Genomic DNA, 16,768 nt, shown 5'->3' on the forward strand with positions numbered 1-16,768 from the left:
ACCATGGCCTACCAGAATTTCAACATGGAGCACCAATGGCTCCCGTTCACGCCCAACCGCAGCTTCAAAAAAGACCCGCGCGTGTTTGTGGCCGCAGACGGCATGCATTTCACGACGCACGACGGGCGCCAGGTGATCGACGGTATTTCCAGCCTGTGGTGCGTGGGCGCCGGCCATAACCGAAAGCCCATCAACGAAGCCATCAAGAAGCAGCTCGATACGCTGGACTACGCGACCGCTTTCCAGGCCAGCAACGATCAGGCCTTCAAGGCCGCCGAGATCATCGCGGGTATGGCGCCCGGCGACCTCAACAAAGTGCTGTTTTGCAATTCGGGCTCGGAGGCCGCGGACACGTCGTTGAAGGTCGCGCTGGCTTACCACCGTGCGCGGGGCGAAGGCCACCGTAATGTATTCATCGGCCGTGAAAAGGGCTACCACGGCGTTGGCTTCGGCGGCATGAGTGTGGGCGGCATTCCGGCCAACCGGAAGGTGTATGGCGCCGCGCTGCTGCCTCGCGTGGACCACATGCGCTTCATCCATGACCCGGTCAACCACGCCTATATCAATGGTGCTGAGCCCGTGTGGCAGGAAGACCTGCTGCTGGAGCTGGAAAATCGCATCCTGCCGCTGCACGACCCGAGCAACGTGGCTGCCGTCATCGTCGAGCCGGTGTCAGGAAGCGCCGGATGGTACCTGCCGCCCAAGGGCTACCTGAAACGGCTGCGCGAAATTTGCGACAAGCACGGAATCCTGTTGATTTTTGATGAAGTCATCACGGGCTTCGGCCGCCTGGGTACCGGTTTCGGGGCGGACTATTACGGTGTGGTGCCCGACATGCTCAACTTCGCCAAATGCGTGACCAACGGTGTCATCCCGCTGGGCGGTGTGATCTGCTCCGACCGCATCTATGACGGCATGATGAACGCCAATGCCGGTGCGCCCGAGCACGCCGTGGAGTTCTTTCACGGCTATACCTACTCCGGCCACCCGGTCGCTTGCGCGGCCGCAATTGCGACGCTGGAGCTGTTCAAGGAAGAACAGCTGTATGAACGTGCCGGCCAGATGGGCAAGGTATTGGGCGACGCGATGCACAGCGGCCTGAAGGGCCTGCCCAATGTGATCGGTATTCGCAGTCTGGGGCTGGCCGGCGCGGTCGAGCTGGCGCCGGTGGCGGGTGTGCCGGGCAAGCGCGCCTATGACATCTTCATGGACTGCTTCCACAACGGTGTGCTGGTGAGGCCGGCGGCTGACAACGTCGTGGTCTGCCCGCCCTATATCGTCGAAAAAGAACATATCGACCGCATCGTCAATGTGGTCGCCGACGCCATCCGCAAAAACGCCTGATTCACCGATGGAAGAGCCTCAAAGGGCTCCTCAGGGTTTGGGTGCCAGCTGCTTCTGCAGGCCCGCGCAATAGTCGGTCTCCGGGAGCGGGGCCGTTGCCCACACAGCATCGAAAGCGTCTGCCCTCTCAGCATTGGCAGGGTTCCCGGCAAGCAGGCGCACTGCTTTGGCCTTTACGTCCGTCGGCAGATGTTGCGGCACGCCCAGTTGCCGGTTCGCATGGCCGCTTCCGGCCAGCTGCAGCACTGTCTTGCCGGGCAGCACGGCCTGACCCAAGGTATTGGCCATGGTGATGTCTTTGGCAATCTGGATGCGTGTCATGGGCGTGATCTGGCTCTCGGGCAACAGGTTGCAGTGGCCGAGACGGATCAACTGCTGCTGGGCCTTGAGGGCGGGGCCTGGCAAGCGCGTGTCAAGCCGGCTGTCAGCCATGCTGTCTGGCATCTGCACCCGGGGCAGATTGGCGCCCATCACGGGGACACCGGCGCGCACGGCGGTCATCACGGCAGGCCCGTAGGCTGTCCAGGGCCAGCCCTTGTCGTTCCAGTTGAGCGCATTGCGCACCTGCTGCTCGGTGGCGCTGGGCCTGAGCGCGGAAGTGCTTGCACCCGTGTCGGCCATCTCAAGGGCTACCGCAGCCAGCGCCCCTTTGGCCGCCAGGGCGGCGACCACCTGCTGTTCGATTGTCTGGTGCTCAGCGGCGTCGTGCTGCTCCCCGAGGATCAGGACGTCGGCAGGGAGCAGCGCCTCCAGCCGGGTGGATGTCTGTGCGGCTTCGCTGCCCGGCGCCTGCAGGATGGGCGCTTCGGGCCGTCCCGCGCAGCCTCCCGCCAAAGCCGTCGTGGCGGCGCAGACAAGGCATGCCAAAGCACGAGGGGTGAGGAGATGGGGCATCGGTGGATACTACCGCTTCCAGGCCCTCCTTGCCCCATCGCACCGCCCAGTCCCGCCCGTGCGTGTCGTCCTGACCTTGTTGCCGGCCTGGGGTGCCGCTTCTCTGTGTATTGCGCTGCGCACGCCTTTGGCCTTTGCCCTGGATGATCGGCCGCCTTGCTGGCGGCGACGATGGTTTCAGTGCTGAGTGGAACCACGGCCCACTGGACGCCGCTGCGGAACGTCGGGCAATGGATCATCGGCTGCGCACTGGGCTGCACCTCACGCCGCTGGTGGTGCAGGCAGAAAGCCCACCAGGCGATTGATTGGGCAGAAAGACACACCCAGCGGGGGACTCTCTTTCAAGTAGGGGCCGCGGGACTGGTTTCGCCAGGCCGCAGGCGCGGCGGCCCCCTCGGGGGCAGGGAGCTACACGAGGTGAGCGATCGTGGAGGCGCTACTTCTAATGAAGCGATATCGGCGTGTTGGCAAGGCCGCTGTAGCCTTCCAGCGTGTCTTCGATTTCTTCCTGCGTGGGAGTATTTTGCGCCCAGGCGCTCAGGCGCTGCTGAAACATTTCAGCCCAGGAGCCGTCCAAGTAGACCTCTTTGCCGGAGCGCTTGTCCACAATTTCAAAGCCGTGACGGGCCAGTTGAGGCACTGCGGGCGCGGGCGCGGATTCTTCCGGTGCGTTCGCGTGAATCTGCATCACCACAAAAGAGTCTGAGTCGTATAGCATTTGCATGATTTTGTCCTTTCTCCTTACATAGCAACGATGGTGCCAAGTTCAAGAGGACAGGGTAAGCCGCAATACGCCGTATAAACAGGCAGAAAGTCACGTGAGGGCATTTATGGCAACTTGCGCAGCCGTTTTCAGAATTTATTCACGGCATTGTGTTGCTGGGCGACAAAATCGCCGTTGTGCTGCGTGATTTGTTGCGAACCGGCAAGCCGCCCAGGGGGCATACCAGACTTCGACTTTTTGGTCGAATTCGCGACGGGGTTGTCGGGTCAGCTAGAGGCGCCGAGCCGGCGCATAGCAGCGCAAGGGACGCAAGTTAAAGCAGGGGCGTGCGGACGTTGAGGAAAGAAAAGTCGATTTGGCGTGCCCCGCCCCTCTCATGGTTTGCTTAGCTCCGAAAGTTGCTGGTCGAGGAACTCCCCGTTGGACTGGGTGATCTTGTTGCGAACCGGCAGGTAACCCAGCGACGGGGCATACCAGACCTCGACTTTGGTATCGAACTCCCGCCGGGGCTGTCGGGTGAGTTTGAGGGTGTCGGTTTCGCCAAAAGGCAGGCGGAGTTTTTCTTCGGTCTCCACCAGGAAAGTCCAGGTATCGGCATCGCGTGGCCCGACGGTGTAAAACGAAATGGTGGATCCCACCGGAAACGCCGGTGGATTGGCGGCCAGCATGCCGGCCATTTGGAAAAATACGCTGGTGCGGTCCTGCGCACCCTTTACCCAGGGCGCCGTGGGTGTGTTGGCGCTAAAGATGATCAGGCCCTTGTCGGGTTCGAAATGCGCGGCGACCTCGCTGCGTGATTTCTCGAAATAGCGTGTGGGGGCGAGCCCCTCGGTATTGATCTGGCCGGCGCTGCCCACGCTGCGCGAGCCGAGACCCCAGGCACTGGCGTCGATGCGGGCTTCGTAACTGTCGCCGCGGTTTTGCCAGTTCAACTGAGCGGTCGCATGCCACGACAAGCCCCGCGCATTGCTGGTCATCTTGTATTCCAGGATGGTGCTGGCAGGCAGCGTCATGGCTGTCGCCGGCGTCAGGGCAGGGTCGCCGGTGGGCATAGACACAGGGGCACTGGCCGCCGCGATTGCGGGCGTTGGCTGGCCGGGCGTGCTTTCCGGACTTTCCGCCTGAGGCATGCTCGGTGCCACCGCATCAGGAGGCAGGTTTGCTATTAAATCAGTAGCTGGTTGCGCCGGACTTTCTTGGGCTACAGCGGGTTTCCTCTTCAAAGTATCTGGTTTCGGAGGTGGTACGGAAGGCGTGGGGGCAAGCGCGGCCGGTGCAGGAGTTGATGTGATGCTGCGCGTTGCGAAAACCTGGCTGCGGGCGAAGGCGGCAGTTTGCTCGGGACCGAATCGTACCGGCGATGACTTCAGCATCAGCGTGTGGACCGCCAGCACCCCTGCAGCCAGTGCTGCAAGCACACGCCAGCGAGGCGCCGAAGGATAGCGGTCGGTGGACGTGGTCACGCCTGTGTGAATCCAAGATCACCGGAAAGTTGCCGGGCGGCGGCGGCCAGCGGCCGTGCCACCGCGCCGTCCCAGTCCGGATCAAACGTTGCAAGCGAACCCAGCGCCACAATGCCGAGTGCGAGGTGGCCGTCGGCATCGAACACCGGCGCACAGAAGCCGGCTACGCCGGGCAGCAGGGTATTGACTGCGCGCGCCATGCCGCGGCGGCGGATATCTTCCAGCAAGGCATTCAGTTCGGCCATGGTGGCGGGAACATCTTTGCGCGCCAGCTTCTGGTTGCGTGCCAGTTCAGCCCTGACCAGCAGCGCCAGCCTCCCTTGTGGTTTGGCTTTGGCCTTGGGCAGGTTCGAAGACAAAAATGCGGCAAAGCACAAGCCCGTGGCGGACGACAGCAGCGGCATGACATCGCCCAGCCGCAGGTTGACCGTCACAGACTGCGGCGATTCTTCCCAGTGGACGAGGGTCGGTCCCTGGTTGCCCCAGACCGCCAGTGCGAGGGTCTGGCCGGTTTGCATCATCAGGCGCGGCATGAGCTGGCGGGCCAGCTTCACGCTGTCCAATCTCGAAAGGGAAGCGAGTCCTAACTTGAGCGCAGCCGGGCCGAGGTCGTATCGGGCGGTTGCCTCGTCCTGGACGACCAGCGCCAGCCGCTGAAAACTGACGAGATAACGGTGCGCCTTGGCCGCGCTCATGCCCGCGGCGGCTGCCAGGTCGCGAAGCATCAGTGGACCGGGTGAGGTAGAGAGTGCCTCCAGCAAGCTGAAGCCGACCTCGACCGACTGGATACCCGCGCGTTGCGGCGGCAGGCTGCTGCGTGCTGTGGCGGGGGCGCCTGGGCTTGCTTTCATGGCTTGTCTAGAATTTCGGGTTAGCCGTCGGTCAATGAATGCAGGGATCGTAACGCGAGGGGGGCGCAATGCCGGCCGGTCGCCAGCCACGGCACAATTGGCCCTTCGGTAACACCGACAGCCACCAATCAGGATATTGATGAAACTTGCCACTTACAAAGACTCTTCACGCGACGGCCAGCTGGTCGTGGTGTCGCGCGATCTTTCAACAGCCCATTATGCGACGGGCATCGCGGGCAAATTGCAGCAGGTGCTGGACGACTGGAACTTCATGTCGCCGCAGTTGCAGGACTTGTACGAAACATTGAACCAGGGAAAGGCGCGGCACGCCTTTCCGTTTGAGCCATCGCGCTGCATGGCACCGCTGCCGCGCGCCTACCAGTGGGCCGACGGCTCGGCCTATATCAACCACGTGGAACTGGTGCGAAAGGCGCGCAATGCCGAAGTGCCGGAAAGTTTTTACACCAACCCGCTGATGTACCAGGGCGGCAGCGACGATTTCATTGGGCCCTGCGACGATGTGGTGGTGGCGAGCGAGGAGTTCGGCATTGACTTCGAGGCCGAGATCGCCGTGATCACCGGCGATGTGCCCATGCGCGCCACGCCCGAGCAGGCACTGGAAGGCGTGCGCCTGCTGATGCTGGCCAACGACGTGTCCTTGCGCAACCTGATTCCCGATGAGCTGGCCAAGGGTTTCGGCTTCTTCCAGAGCAAACCGGCAACCGCTTTCAGCCCGGTGGCAGTGACGCTGGACGAAGTCGGCGACGCCTGGGACAAAGGCCGCCTGCACATGACCCTGCAAAGCACCTGGAACGGCCGCAAGGTCGGTATGTGCGAAGCCGGCCCAGAGATGACATTCAGTTTCGGCCAGCTGATCGCCCACATCTGCAAGACCCGCAATGTGCGCGCCGGCAGCATCATCGGTTCAGGCACCGTCAGCAACAAGGACTGGAGCCACGGCTACAGCTGCATCGCCGAAAAGCGCGCCATCGAAACCATCGAGGATGGCAAGCCCAAAACCGAGTTCATGAAGTTCGGCGACACCATCCGCATTGAAGCCAAGGGCAAGGATGGGCTCTCAGTATTTGGCGCCATCGACCAAAAAATTGTCGAGAACGTCTGAGCTACCCCGAATAAAACCAGCAGGGGCCGCGGAACCGGCTTTGCCGGGCCGCTGGCGCCGCCCCCTCGAGGGGGGAACAGGCTACACGCAGTGAGCCTGGACGGGGGTGTTATCTTGAATAGGCCTTGCGTGAACCGTCTTCGAACACGGCGTCGTCACGTGAGGGCTTGCCCTCGTCGTCCCAGGTTCTCTCGCGCGTGATGCGGCCGCGCTCGTCGTAGCTCGATTCGGCCACCAGCCTGCCGGCTTCGTTAAAGCGCTGGTGCGTACCCTGGGGCAGTTGCCGGTAGCGGTTGGAGGCTGTGTAGCGGCCGGTGGCGGCGATTTTTCCGCTGTCGAAGAAGTCGGTAGTTTGCAGCCAGGCGGTGTCGCCTTCGCCACCGTACTCGGTTTTGCTGCGCGGCTGGCCGTTCAGGTAGTAAGTCTGGTCGCTGACCGGCTTGCCGGCCGACCAGCGCCTGTCGCGCGTCAGGGCGCCGCTGTCGGTGAACTCCTGCTCGCGTTCCTTGAACGAGGTTTTTGACGGGTTGGTCTCCAGCAGCCACTGGATTTCGCGGCGTTTCACGCCAGCGTTATTGAAATAGCGTTCAGTGCGAATGTTGCCCGACACTTCATCCAGGTAATCTGGTTTTCCACCGTCACCCAGCGTTTCATGGCGAATGCGTTTACCGGCCAGGTAACTGCTGGTGCCGTTCAGCACGCCCTTGCTGCTGAAGAGTTCGATTTTTGAGGCGCCTCCCGAAAAACCGCACCAACGGGCGTCCTCGGCCGGCGCTGCCAGCAAAGGCTTGTCGCCGCAGCGCAAGGCCTGGAGCTGGCCGCGGTCATTGAATTCGGCATAGGCCTGCTCGACGCTGCCGCCTGCGCGCGGCCCGTAAAACACGATGCGCCGCAACTGCCCATTGGTGTGAAAGCTGCGCGCCAGGCCGGCCTCGGTGCCGTTGTCGTAGATGGAGTCGCGCAGCACCTGGCCGTCCGGTGCGAATTCACGCGCGCGGCCATGGCGGTTGCCGCGCTCGTTTTCGCCGTATTCCCGCTGTAGCTTGCCATTCTGGTAGTAGCGCATCAAGCCCATGAACTTGCCGCCCTGCAACTCCTGTTCACGTGTCAGCTGGCCCGAATCGCGGTCCTTGCAGCGCATGATGCCGGTCTTGCCGGCGGTGGTGCCACCGTGGTTGGGGTTGACGCTTTCGCCGTTGACTTCGCAGTCCTGCACCGCATGTGCCCAGACCGGGGCCAGCAGGCAGAGGCAGAGCAGGGCCAGCCGGTGCGCGGCAATCATGCGGCTCCCCCGGTCTGGGTGATGAACAGCCGTATGCCGCGCAGCAACATTTCAACTGAAATGGCCACGAGGATGAGGCCCATCAGGCGCTCGAAGGCCATCATGACGCGGTCGCCCGCCACCCGCTGGATCCGCTCGGACAGCACCAGCACCACGGCGCACACCGCCATGGTCACGCACAGCGCCGCGATCCATTCGAGCCGCCGTGCCGGCGCCTGGGACACCAGCAGCATCACCGTGGCCAACGCCGAGGGGCCGGCCAGCGCGGGAATCGCCAGCGGCACAATCAGCGGCTCGCCCTGCAGCGGCGCGGCCTCGGGCTGGTCCGACGGGAAAATCATGCGCAGCGCGATCAGGAACATGACGACGGCGCCGGCGATCTGCAGCGACAAATCGCTGAGGTTCATCAGGCGCAGGAAACCGTCGCCGACAAACATGAAAGCCAGCAGCAGCAAAAACGCGATCAGCACCTCGCGCAGGATGACGCGCATGCGCCGCTCCGGCGCCACACCCTTCAGGGCATTGACAAAAATCGGGATATTGCCGAACGGATCGGTGATCAGCAGCAGCAACACCGTAGCGGAAGCAAAGGTATAGGCCATATATATCTCAGGCCGGGTTGGCCGAGTAAAGGGCTTCAAGTGATTTGAAACCCTTGATCTCGATGGGGTTGCCAAAGGGGTCGCAGAAAAACATGGTCCATTGCTCGCCGGCTTCTCCTGCAAAGCGCACTTGCGGCTCCAGCACAAACTCCATGCGGGCCGCTTGCAGGCGCTGCGCCAGGGCCTGCCAATCGGCCAGGGCAAGCACCAGGCCGAAATGCGGCATGGGCACGAGCTTGTCGCCGACATGGCCGGTGCGCTCTGTCTTGAACGGTTCGCCCAAGTGAAGCGACAGCTGGTGTCCGAAAAAGTCGTAGTCGACCCAGGTAGGGGCCGAGCGACCTTCCGCGCATCCCAGGACCCCGCCATAAAACCGGCGGGCCACGTTGAGGTCTCTGACATTGAAGGCAAAGTGAAAGAGGCTTTTCATGGTGCAAGCTTATCAGGGCATTGCCCGAAAGAGACGCTTTTGCAACCTGGCCGGCAACAGGCATGGCGTCAGGCTTGCCGATGAATGCTATGAAATGGATAGCTGCTTGCGCCCGTCAATAAAGGTTCGTGGGCTTTTTTTGCTTGAATCTATATCGAGATCGATTCGACGCCGGTGTTTGCTTGCTGAAAACACAAAAAGCGGTTGACGCGCTGCTGCGGCGTTGCACAATGAAGGCGTGCGCTGGATCATCCAGCCGCCCGATGCAAATCGTGCACAACCTGCCAGGAGACATTCATGAGTGACGCGGACAATCCTTCCTTCCCCGGTTTCGGCAAGCTGGTGCCCGGCTTTGACTTTTTGCAGAACCTGGCCAAACAGGCGGCAGGCAGCGCCACACAAAGCATTCCGCAGTTGCCCAACCTCGGCAACTGGGTAGCGCCCACGCTGAATGTCGAAGAGCTCGACAAGCGCATCGATGAACTCAAGGCCGTCCAGTTCTGGCTTGACCAGAACGCCACAGCGCTCAAGGCGACCATCCAGGCGCTGGAGGTGCAGAAGATGACGCTGGCTACCCTGAAAGGCATGAACTTCAACATGGGCGACGTGGCCAATGCCTTCAAGCTCAAGGTGGCCGACAGCGTGGCCGGTGGCGTGCAGCGTGTGGCCGACAAGGCCCGCACGTTTTCGGGGCTGGAGGTCCCGCCAACGAGCTTTGGCGCGGACAAGCCGGCCGCCAAATCCAAGGCACCCGCCGCAGCCAAGGACGGCGCGCCGCCGGCCGGCGTGGTCGACCCGATGCAGTGGTGGGGTGCCCTGACCCAGCAGTTCCAGACGATTGCGGCAGATGCCATGAAGGATGCCGCCAAAAAAACGGCCATGGACACCACCAAAAGCCTGGCGACCGGCCTTGCCAAGGACGCGATGAAGACCGCCACCGGCATGGCAACGGGCATGGCCCGCAACATGGCGGAGTCCGCCGGTAAAACCGTGGCGGGCGGCGCACGCGCGGCCATGAACACGGCCCTGCGCAGCAGCCAGGCCTGGCCTACACCGGCCGCCGGCAAAACTGCCGCCAAAACGAAACCCAGGGCCAAGGCGCCAGCGCGTAAGGCTGCAACTAAAACCGCACGCAAAACCACGCGTTGATACAGGCTGGCTTTTCGCTGAATTTCACCAGGACCCCATGAAGCTTTTTCCCTACGGGCACGCCACCCATCCGCAATGGCAGATGGCGGCAGGCCTTGTGCTGGCGCAGCTGCGCGCCTACCTCGCATTGCCCGGCTACGCCAAATCGCCCACGCTGGCGCTGCTCTACATCACCGATCACTATGCGGCACATGCGCAGGACATTCTTGACCATCTGAGCGCCGAATTGCCCGACATCACCGATTGGAGCGGCACGGTGGGTGTGGGTATCGCCTCCAACAATGTCGAGTACTTTGACGAGCCGGCGCTCACGGTCATGTTGTGCGAGCTTCCGCACGACCAGTACCGTGTGTTCTCTGGAGTCTCGCCCTTGCCCCCGGCCAGCCTGGGAAGGTTCAAGGCGCATACGGCGCTGGTGCATGCGGACGCCACGACGCCCGACGTCGCCGAATTGATCGACGAAATGGCGCAGCGCACCGGCAGCGGTTATGTGTTTGGCGGCCTGGCCTCCAGCCGTTCCAGTACGGTGCAGTTTGCCCTCAGCGGGCATGGCAATGTCAAGGGGCAGGGTGCGGCCGGCGGTGTCTTCACGGGTGGTCTCAGCGGTGTGGCTTTTGGCCAGGGTGCGGCGCTGATGTCGCGCATTACCCAGGGGTGCAGGCCCGTGTCTGCGCATCATGAAATCACGGCCTGCGAGTCCAATGTGGTGACGGAGCTCGATGGACAGCCGGCACTGGAGGTGATGCTGGCAGACCTGGACGTGTCGCTTGATGAGCCGCGGGAGGCCCTGGCCAAAGTGCGGACCACGCTGGTCGGCCTGAGCCGCCCGGCAGACATTCCCCATGATGGCGCCGGGCGGCACGGCCAGTTTGGCGCAGAGGTGCTGGTGCGTCACCTGATCGGGCTGGATCCGGCGCGCAAGGGGATTGCCATTGCGGAGGTGCCCGTCGTGGGCATGAAGCTGGCTTTCTGCGAACGCAACATGGAAGCCGCGCGCGCCGACCTGGTGCGTGTGTGCGCCGAGATCCGTGAGGAACTGGAACCGGAAGAAGTCACACTGGAAGTTGCCAGCGCCTTGAGCGCGTCAGAGGCCGAGTCCGCGCCGCATGCGGCCCGGCGCATTGCGGGCGCGGTGTACGTCAGTTGCTCCGGCCGTGGCGGCCCGCACTTCGGCGCGCCCAGTGCCGAACTGCAGATCGTGCGGAGGGCCTTGGGCGATGTGCCGCTGGTTGGCTTTTTCGCCGGCGGCGAGATCGCCCGGCACCACCTTTACGGCTACACCGGCGTGCTGACGGTGTTTACGGCGCCTGGATAGGCTTACCCCTATCGGACGCTCACTGCGTGTAGCGCCTTTTCCCCTTCCAGGGGACGGCGCCTGCGGCCCGGCAAAGCCGGTTCCGCGGCCCCCACTTGAAGTTGCCGTGGGACGCTATAAAACCTGAGCTTCCAGCAATTCAACAGGGTCGCCATAGCGCGCTGCCATCGCCACCACCGACGGGTCGCGCAGCGCGCACAAAAAACCGTCCTTGATCAAGGTCTGATTGCCTGCGGTCACGGTGCCGTCCAGCGTGATGAGGTCCATGTGTACGGGCGGCTCTTCCCAGTCAGGCATGACGCGGCGTATGTAGTCGCTGGGTTGCGCCAGGTCGATGCCGAAGTGCAGCGCGCCGGGCGCGTTCGAGCCGGCGGGGTACACCGTGTGGCGCGGCGCCTTGGGGTTGAAGCCGCAGCCGCCGCCTTCGATCATGCGGCCGCCGACCAGCATCTCGCGCAGGATCACCGCTTCGTCTGAAATTCCGTCGACCGAGGAAATCGTGTCGCCTTCAAAATGCACGGCGATTTTTTCCTCAAACGGTTTGGCAAAGCCGACAGCCCATTGCGGGTAAAGCACGCCCGCCATGGGCACCACGGCCTTGAAGTCGTTTTTGACCGAGTTGTGGTCCCACAGGTTGGGGCCGTGTGTCGGCAGGTAGTGCACATAACAGCCGTCTTCCTCGGCCGTCATCTGGCCGCGCCAGCGGTTGGTGGCGAGCTGGTTCGCGCGCATCGCCTGCGTGAAGCTGATGCGGAAGTCGCTGCCCCGCGGATCGGTGAAGCGCAAGTCAAAATCGCCTTCGGCCGGGTAACGGCTGGCCGTTTGGCGGATGATCTCGCCGATGAGGTCGACCGGAAAGCGCGCCTGCGGCGTGTGCAGCAGATCCAGATTGCGAAAATAGGTGATCTTGACCCAACGCTGGCCGGTGCGGCGCAGGTTGATGCACAAAGGGTCCAGGATGGAGCAGAACCAGGTTGAGACCACAAAGGTGGCCTTCTTCAGCATGGCGTGTACTTCTTCGGGCACGGCAGTCACCTGCGTGCTCGGCTCCATGTAAATGCGCACTTCGGCGCCGCGTGACTTGGCAATGCCGATCACGGCGTCGATCACACGCGGGTCCAGCAACGGATCAGCCAGTATCAGGACCCGGTCCCCGGGGCGTATCGCCATCACGCGCGAGAAGTTGTCCAGCGCCTGGAAGAAGTACTTGGTGTCGGTCAAATTGACCGCAACCGGGATGGGAAGGCCAACGTAGGTGGAGATGGGGTTCATCGTGCTTCTGATGGAAATTGCATGCATAAATCAGTCTTGCAGGCTGCAATTCGCTGAATATTACCAGTAAATTCCGTTTTTTCTTAGCCAACTAATATAATTGCGTGCAATGGGCTCGGGCGGCGACCTGAACTGAATACCAGCAGGCCCCGCGGAACCGGCTTTGCCGGGCCGCAGGGGTCGCCCCCTTGAGGGGGGAGCAGACTACACGAAGTGAGTCTGAACGGGGGTGCTACCTACGGAGCGCAGCGAAGGCCTCGAACTCCCAGCTCCGCATCGCCAGCAGCAAGGTGAATCCTTCGCGGTCCTTGTCGCCCAGCTTCTGGTCGGTCTGGTGCTGTTGGGCAAAGTCCTGCGCCACTCGCTGCATGCGCTCAAGGAACGAAGGCGCCAGGCCGCGGCTGATGGAGCCATGTACCAGCAGCAGGCCTTCGCCATTGCCGTCAAATCCACCGGAAAAATAGTCAAGAAGGGCGTTTTCGCGGAAGTAGTCCATGACCGGCCCGTGCGGTCGCCAGCGGAAGGTCTTGGCGAGCTTGAGCCGGTAGCGGTTCAGCGGCTTGAGCTCGATGATGCCGATGCGGTCGAGTTGCGCGAGGTATTTGATGCACTCGGCTTCGGTCAGCCGGTAACTGGTGGTGATTTGCTCCAGCGTCCATTGCGACAGCACGCAGATGGCGGCCAGCAACAGCTTCTTGTCGGCCACCACGGCTTTTTCCTGTGCTTCGGTCAGTTCGGCCAGCAGGGGCTGGGTGTCGGCGATGCGCCTGGCCAGGTCGGCAAAGTCCAGCTTGAGCGCGCGGCAGATCGCGTCGATACGCGAGAGGGGCATATCGCCCCTGGCCAGCATGCGCTTGACGCTTGACTCGGCCATGCCAAGTTTGACGGCCAGGTCGGCGTACGTCATGCGCGCCGCCTTGAGCTCTTTTTTGAGGGCGGTGATCAGATCTGCGGTAGTGCTCATAAGTATCGATTATCGGTACTTTAAGGATGAGCGGCGAGAACTGGTTCTAATTTCGGTGCTTTTTCGGAAGATGGCCTGCACAGTGCGGCTTCATTCACACAGGAGCTGCCCATGCCAATCAGCCTGAAAACCGCCCACCGCCGCGTTGTGCCACCACCTTCCTGGTTCGCGCAGATGAAGGTATCGGGCTGGAAAGCACCGGCCTGCCGCCGCGAATGCGCGCTCGCCGGCGTGTTGCTTGCGATGCTGGCGGCGGCATTGCTGGGGCCGTCGGTGGCGCAGCCTTTGCACTATCACGACTTCGCCGACCAACGAGCCTGGGGATGGTTGCCGCATGCGATGGACGTCCTCAGCAACCTGCCGTTCGCGCTGTGGGGTATGGCGGGTGCCTGGGCCCTTGTGCGGGCGGTGAAGGCGCGGGCTGTCAGCGCCGCAGCCGCAGGTTTCGCAGGGCTGTTCTTTGCCGGCCTGGCCCTCACCTCCGTGGTTTCTGCGGCCTACCATCTGCAGCCGGGAGATGCCGGGCTGGTCTGGGATCGCGGCGGCATGGTGTTTGCCTTCGCCGGCCTGCTCGGGCTTGGCACCATGCAGGCCGTCAGCACCCGTGCCGGTATGGCGGTTGCTGCAATGGTCCTCGTTCTCGGACCGTTGTCCGTGCACCTGTGGTCGCAGACGGGCAATGTGCTGCCCTGGGCCGTTTTGCAACTCGGTGGCATGTTGCTGATTGTCGGCGTCGCCTGTTTGCGGCCCACGCTGGCAGGGCGGGTGTTGCCCATCCGCTGGATGCTGGTGGTGGCCATTTATGCGCTGGCCAAGCTGCTCGAGCTGGGTGACCACGCGGTGTTCGAATGGACGGGCCAACTGGTTTCGGGCCACACCCTGAAGCACATGGTGGCCAGTTGTGCTGCCTGGCCCGTCGTTGCGGCGCTTCTGGACGCCCGAAAATTCAAGGCAGAATCCACAGCAGCATTAAAAAACAGAGCAGGCAGGCCATCTCGCCACAGCTTGCCGCACAACAACTGAAAAGAGGAGTCAAGCATGCCTGTTGATATGGCCGCCGCGGTGTCGCCACCCCCCGTTCACGAGCATCCGAACCAGTTCGCGCTCCTCAAGCAGCGCCGCTTTGCCCCTTTCTTCTGGACGCAATTTTCAGGCGCCGCCAACGACAACCTTTTCAAGTTTGCCTTCACCGTGATGGTGACCTACCAGCTCAGCGTGAGCTGGCTGCCTCCCGCGCTGGCGGGGCTGGCCATCGGGGCATTGTTCATCTTGCCGTTTTTGCTGTTCTCTGCTACCAGCGGGCAGCTCACGGACAAGTTTGAGAAGACGCGCGTGATCCGCTTTGTCAAGAATCTGGAAGTGGTGATCATGCTGATCGCTGCGGTCGGCTTCATGAGCAGCAATGCCAATGTCCAGGTGCCCGTGCTTTTGGGTTGCACGTTTTTAATGGGGTTGCATTCCACGATATTCGGCCCGGTCAAATTTGCCTACCTGCCGCAGGCGCTCAACGAGCGCGAGCTGACCGGCGGCAACGGCATGGTTGAGATGGGCACCTTTGTGGCCATTTTGCTGGGCCAGGTGGTGGGCGGGCTGATGGTGGCCGTACCCCAGGTCGGGCCGGACTATGTGGCCATTGCATGCATCGGCCTCGCACTGGTTGGCCGGCTTGTCTCGCAGTTCATTCCGCTGACGCCTGCGACTGACCCGGGCCTGAAAATCAACTGGAACCCGGTGACAGAAACCTGGCGCAACCTCAAGCTTGCCAACGGCAACCTGGTGGTGTTCCGCTCCATGCTGGGTATCAGCTGGATGTGGTTTTTTGGCGCGGTATTCCTGAGCCAGTTCCCGAGTTTTGCCAAAGAGGTGCTGCACGGCAATGAGCAGGTGGCGTCTTTACTGTTGGTCGTTTTCTCCATCGGCATCGCGACCGGATCGCTGCTCTGTGAGGTGCTCAGCAAACGCCACGTCGAGATAGGGCTGGTTCCTGTGGGAGCCATCGGCATGAGCGTGTTTGCGGTTGACCTTTACTTCGCCTCGCGCGGCTTGCCGTCAGCGCCCGTCATGACCTTGGGCGCCTTCATGCCGCAGCCTGCGCATTGGCGCGTAATGATCGACCTGGCCTTGCTCAGCCTCTTTGCCGGCCTTTACAGCGTGCCGATGTACGCGCTGATCCAGTTGCGCAGCCAGTCCACGCACCGGGCGCGCATCATCGCGGCCAACAACATTCTCAATGCGCTGTTCATGATCGTCAGCGCCATCCTGGCCGGCGCCCTGCTCAAGGCCGGGTTCAGCATTCCGCAAATATTCCTGTTCGTTGGACTGGCCAATGCAGTGGTGGCGTTCTACATCTTCATGCTGGTGCCCGAGTACCTGCTGCGTTTTATCGCGCTGATTGCTTCGCGCCTGGTCTACCGCTTCAAGATCACCGGCGACGACAACATCCCTGCCGCCGGCGCCGCCGTGCTGACCTGCAATCACGTCAGCTTTGTCGACCCGGTGCTGCTGATGGCCGCCAGCCCGCGCCCCATCTACTTTGTGATGGACCACCGCATCTTCAAAATGCCAGTTCTGGGCTGGCTGTTCCGGCTGGCCAAGGCGATCCCGATTGCACCGCGCACGGAAGACCCGGCGTTGTACGAGGCGGCTTTCGAAGCCGCCGCCAAGGTGTTGCGTGACGGCGACTTGCTCGCAATATTTCCCGAGGGCGGTATTACAAAAAATGGCGAACTGCAGGAGTTCAAAGGCGGCGTCATGAAGATTCTGGAGAATGCCCGGCGTGATGGTGTGCAGGTCAATGTGGTGCCGATGGCGCTGACCGACTTATGGGGTTCATTTTTCAGCCGCGCCGAAAAAGGAGTCGCCATGACCAGACCCTTTCGGCGCGGGCTCTTCAACCGGGTGGGCCTGAATGTAGGCATGCCAATTGCTGCGGACAAAGTGGAGCCTTCGGATCTGAGGGCGAAGGTGGAACAACTTCTGGGACAGGACAAGACATGACTGCGCTTCAATTTTTCAAGGCTGGCGGCAGGCTTTCTCGCGGTGGCTTCTGGCTGCATGGCCTCATCGCGTGGATGGTTTTGTACCTGGCCTGGGCAGCCGCAGGGCCGGCGCCTTCGGTGGTTCTGGCCTGGCTCATCAATGGTCCGGTACTGGCGGCGTTGATATTGCTCTGCATCCGGCGCCTGCATGACCGTAATCGTTCGGGCTGGTGGCTGCTGCTGGTCCTTGTGCCGGTGGCCGGTGCGTTGTGGCTGGCGTGGCAACTGGCTTTCAGGCGCGGCTTGCCGCAAGACAATCGTTGGGGCCCCGACCCATTGGCGCCGCGCGGCGACTATCTGGTGGTGCGGTAGAGGAT

At 62.4% G+C, this 16,768-nt stretch carries 16 protein-coding genes; 7 read left to right on the forward strand and 9 right to left on the reverse strand.

All coding sequences use genetic code 11. The annotated features are described in order from the left end of the window. Positions 1 to 3 precede the first annotated feature (3 nt). Positions 4 to 1,344, forward strand: coding sequence for an omega-aminotransferase AptA (gene aptA, locus AC1DYQ_RS12720; RefSeq protein WP_477687091.1), 1,341 nt, complete (start codon positions 4 to 6; stop codon positions 1,342 to 1,344). Positions 1,345 to 1,374: 30 nt separating this feature from the next. Here aptA and AC1DYQ_RS12725 read toward each other — a convergent pair whose 3' ends face one another. The 4 genes from AC1DYQ_RS12725 to AC1DYQ_RS12740 all read right to left on the reverse strand — a co-directional run bounded on the left by AC1DYQ_RS12725 (position 1,375) and on the right by AC1DYQ_RS12740 (position 5,234). Beyond that, the gene (locus AC1DYQ_RS12725) at positions 1,375 to 2,238 is read right to left on the reverse strand and encodes a ChaN family lipoprotein (protein WP_477687092.1); all 864 of its coding nucleotides are present in this window, start codon (positions 2,236 to 2,238) and stop codon (positions 1,375 to 1,377) included. A 442-nt stretch (positions 2,239 to 2,680) separates the two neighbouring features. Further along, positions 2,681 to 2,962 carry a BTH_I0359 family protein gene (locus AC1DYQ_RS12730; protein ID WP_477687093.1) on the reverse strand — a complete coding sequence of 94 codons (282 nt, stop codon included), beginning with the start codon at positions 2,960 to 2,962 and terminating at the stop codon, positions 2,681 to 2,683. A 374-nt stretch (positions 2,963 to 3,336) separates the two neighbouring features. After that, a complete protein-coding gene (locus AC1DYQ_RS12735) occupies positions 3,337 to 3,975 on the reverse strand; it encodes a DUF3108 domain-containing protein (protein WP_477687094.1) in 639 nt (212 codons plus the stop codon). Positions 3,976 to 4,421: 446 nt separating this feature from the next. Then, positions 4,422 to 5,234 carry an IclR family transcriptional regulator gene (locus AC1DYQ_RS12740; protein WP_477687164.1) on the reverse strand — a complete coding sequence of 271 codons (813 nt, stop codon included), beginning with the start codon at positions 5,232 to 5,234 and terminating at the stop codon, positions 4,422 to 4,424. Between the two features lie 181 nt (positions 5,235 to 5,415). On the opposite strand from AC1DYQ_RS12740, the gene AC1DYQ_RS12745 reads away from it, so the two are divergent. Continuing rightward, positions 5,416 to 6,399, forward strand: coding sequence for a fumarylacetoacetate hydrolase family protein (locus AC1DYQ_RS12745; protein WP_477687095.1), 984 nt, complete (start codon positions 5,416 to 5,418; stop codon positions 6,397 to 6,399). 109 nt (positions 6,400 to 6,508) lie between these two features. On the opposite strand, the gene AC1DYQ_RS12750 is transcribed toward AC1DYQ_RS12745, so the two are convergent. The 3 genes from AC1DYQ_RS12750 to AC1DYQ_RS12760 are packed head-to-tail and all read right to left on the reverse strand — an operon-like array spanning position 6,509 to position 8,713. Continuing rightward, a complete protein-coding gene (locus tag AC1DYQ_RS12750; RefSeq protein WP_477687096.1) occupies positions 6,509 to 7,681 on the reverse strand; it encodes a toxin-antitoxin system YwqK family antitoxin in 1,173 nt (390 codons plus the stop codon). Then, positions 7,678 to 8,283 (reverse strand): MarC family protein, encoded by a 606-nt coding sequence (locus AC1DYQ_RS12755; RefSeq protein ID WP_477687097.1) that lies wholly within the window; start codon positions 8,281 to 8,283, stop codon positions 7,678 to 7,680. The genes AC1DYQ_RS12750 and AC1DYQ_RS12755 overlap by 4 nt, the downstream gene beginning before the upstream one ends. Before the next feature lie 7 nt (positions 8,284 to 8,290). Beyond that, the gene (locus tag AC1DYQ_RS12760; protein WP_477687098.1) at positions 8,291 to 8,713 is read right to left on the reverse strand and encodes a VOC family protein; all 423 of its coding nucleotides are present in this window, start codon (positions 8,711 to 8,713) and stop codon (positions 8,291 to 8,293) included. 297 nt (positions 8,714 to 9,010) lie between these two features. Here AC1DYQ_RS12760 and AC1DYQ_RS12765 point away from each other — a divergent pair, with 297 nt between their 5' ends. Further along, complete coding sequence (locus tag AC1DYQ_RS12765) at positions 9,011 to 9,862, forward strand: PhaM family polyhydroxyalkanoate granule multifunctional regulatory protein (RefSeq protein WP_477687099.1); 852 nt, start codon at positions 9,011 to 9,013, stop codon at positions 9,860 to 9,862. A 37-nt stretch (positions 9,863 to 9,899) separates the two neighbouring features. Beyond that, positions 9,900 to 11,177, forward strand: coding sequence for an FIST signal transduction protein (locus AC1DYQ_RS12770; RefSeq protein ID WP_477687100.1), 1,278 nt, complete (start codon positions 9,900 to 9,902; stop codon positions 11,175 to 11,177). Between the two features lie 114 nt (positions 11,178 to 11,291). On the opposite strand, the gene AC1DYQ_RS12775 is transcribed toward AC1DYQ_RS12770, so the two are convergent. Then, positions 11,292 to 12,449, reverse strand: coding sequence for a hypothetical protein (locus AC1DYQ_RS12775; RefSeq protein WP_477687101.1), 1,158 nt, complete (start codon positions 12,447 to 12,449; stop codon positions 11,292 to 11,294). Positions 12,450 to 12,681: 232 nt separating this feature from the next. Beyond that, on the reverse strand, positions 12,682 to 13,413 hold the full coding sequence (locus tag AC1DYQ_RS12780; protein ID WP_477687102.1) for a helix-turn-helix domain-containing protein: 732 nt from the start codon (positions 13,411 to 13,413) through the stop codon (positions 12,682 to 12,684). Positions 13,414 to 13,524: 111 nt separating this feature from the next. On the opposite strand from AC1DYQ_RS12780, the gene AC1DYQ_RS12785 reads away from it, so the two are divergent. From AC1DYQ_RS12785 to AC1DYQ_RS12795, 3 genes are read left to right on the forward strand one after another with little or no spacing between them, the layout of a single operon-like run. Continuing rightward, the gene (locus AC1DYQ_RS12785) at positions 13,525 to 14,436 is read left to right on the forward strand and encodes a hypothetical protein (RefSeq protein WP_477687103.1); all 912 of its coding nucleotides are present in this window, start codon (positions 13,525 to 13,527) and stop codon (positions 14,434 to 14,436) included. A 15-nt stretch (positions 14,437 to 14,451) separates the two neighbouring features. After that, positions 14,452 to 16,410 carry an MFS transporter gene (locus AC1DYQ_RS12790; protein WP_477687104.1) on the forward strand — a complete coding sequence of 653 codons (1,959 nt, stop codon included), beginning with the start codon at positions 14,452 to 14,454 and terminating at the stop codon, positions 16,408 to 16,410. Further along, positions 16,407 to 16,763: a DUF805 domain-containing protein gene (locus AC1DYQ_RS12795; RefSeq protein ID WP_477668725.1), complete on the forward strand. Its 357-nt coding sequence runs from the start codon at positions 16,407 to 16,409 to the stop codon at positions 16,761 to 16,763. Before AC1DYQ_RS12790 ends, AC1DYQ_RS12795 begins: the two co-directional genes overlap by 4 nt. Positions 16,764 to 16,768: the final 5 nt, after the last annotated feature.

This window comes from Polaromonas sp. P1_F4 (assembly GCF_056405675.1).

Coding starts and splice junctions, on each gene's coding strand:
- AC1DYQ_RS12765 (WP_477687099.1), top strand. CDS start 9,011: ATGAGTGACGCGGACAATCCTTCCTTCCCCGGTTTCGGCAAGCTGGTG.
- AC1DYQ_RS12770 (WP_477687100.1), top strand. CDS start 9,900: ATGAAGCTTTTTCCCTACGGGCACGCCACCCATCCGCAATGGCAGATG.
- AC1DYQ_RS12745 (WP_477687095.1), top strand. CDS start 5,416: ATGAAACTTGCCACTTACAAAGACTCTTCACGCGACGGCCAGCTGGTC.
- AC1DYQ_RS12780 (WP_477687102.1), bottom strand. CDS start 13,413: ATGAGCACTACCGCAGATCTGATCACCGCCCTCAAAAAAGAGCTCAAG.
- AC1DYQ_RS12725 (WP_477687092.1), bottom strand. CDS start 2,238: ATGCCCCATCTCCTCACCCCTCGTGCTTTGGCATGCCTTGTCTGCGCC.
- AC1DYQ_RS12790 (WP_477687104.1), top strand. CDS start 14,452: ATGCCTGTTGATATGGCCGCCGCGGTGTCGCCACCCCCCGTTCACGAG.
- AC1DYQ_RS12760 (WP_477687098.1), bottom strand. CDS start 8,713: ATGAAAAGCCTCTTTCACTTTGCCTTCAATGTCAGAGACCTCAACGTG.
- AC1DYQ_RS12795 (WP_477668725.1), top strand. CDS start 16,407: ATGACTGCGCTTCAATTTTTCAAGGCTGGCGGCAGGCTTTCTCGCGGT.
- AC1DYQ_RS12735 (WP_477687094.1), bottom strand. CDS start 3,975: ATGACGCTGCCTGCCAGCACCATCCTGGAATACAAGATGACCAGCAAT.
- AC1DYQ_RS12755 (WP_477687097.1), bottom strand. CDS start 8,283: ATGGCCTATACCTTTGCTTCCGCTACGGTGTTGCTGCTGCTGATCACC.
- aptA (WP_477687091.1), top strand. CDS start 4: ATGGCCTACCAGAATTTCAACATGGAGCACCAATGGCTCCCGTTCACG.
- AC1DYQ_RS12750 (WP_477687096.1), bottom strand. CDS start 7,681: ATGATTGCCGCGCACCGGCTGGCCCTGCTCTGCCTCTGCCTGCTGGCC.
- AC1DYQ_RS12785 (WP_477687103.1), top strand. CDS start 13,525: ATGCCAATCAGCCTGAAAACCGCCCACCGCCGCGTTGTGCCACCACCT.
- AC1DYQ_RS12730 (WP_477687093.1), bottom strand. CDS start 2,962: ATGCAAATGCTATACGACTCAGACTCTTTTGTGGTGATGCAGATTCAC.
- AC1DYQ_RS12775 (WP_477687101.1), bottom strand. CDS start 12,449: ATGAACCCCATCTCCACCTACGTTGGCCTTCCCATCCCGGTTGCGGTC.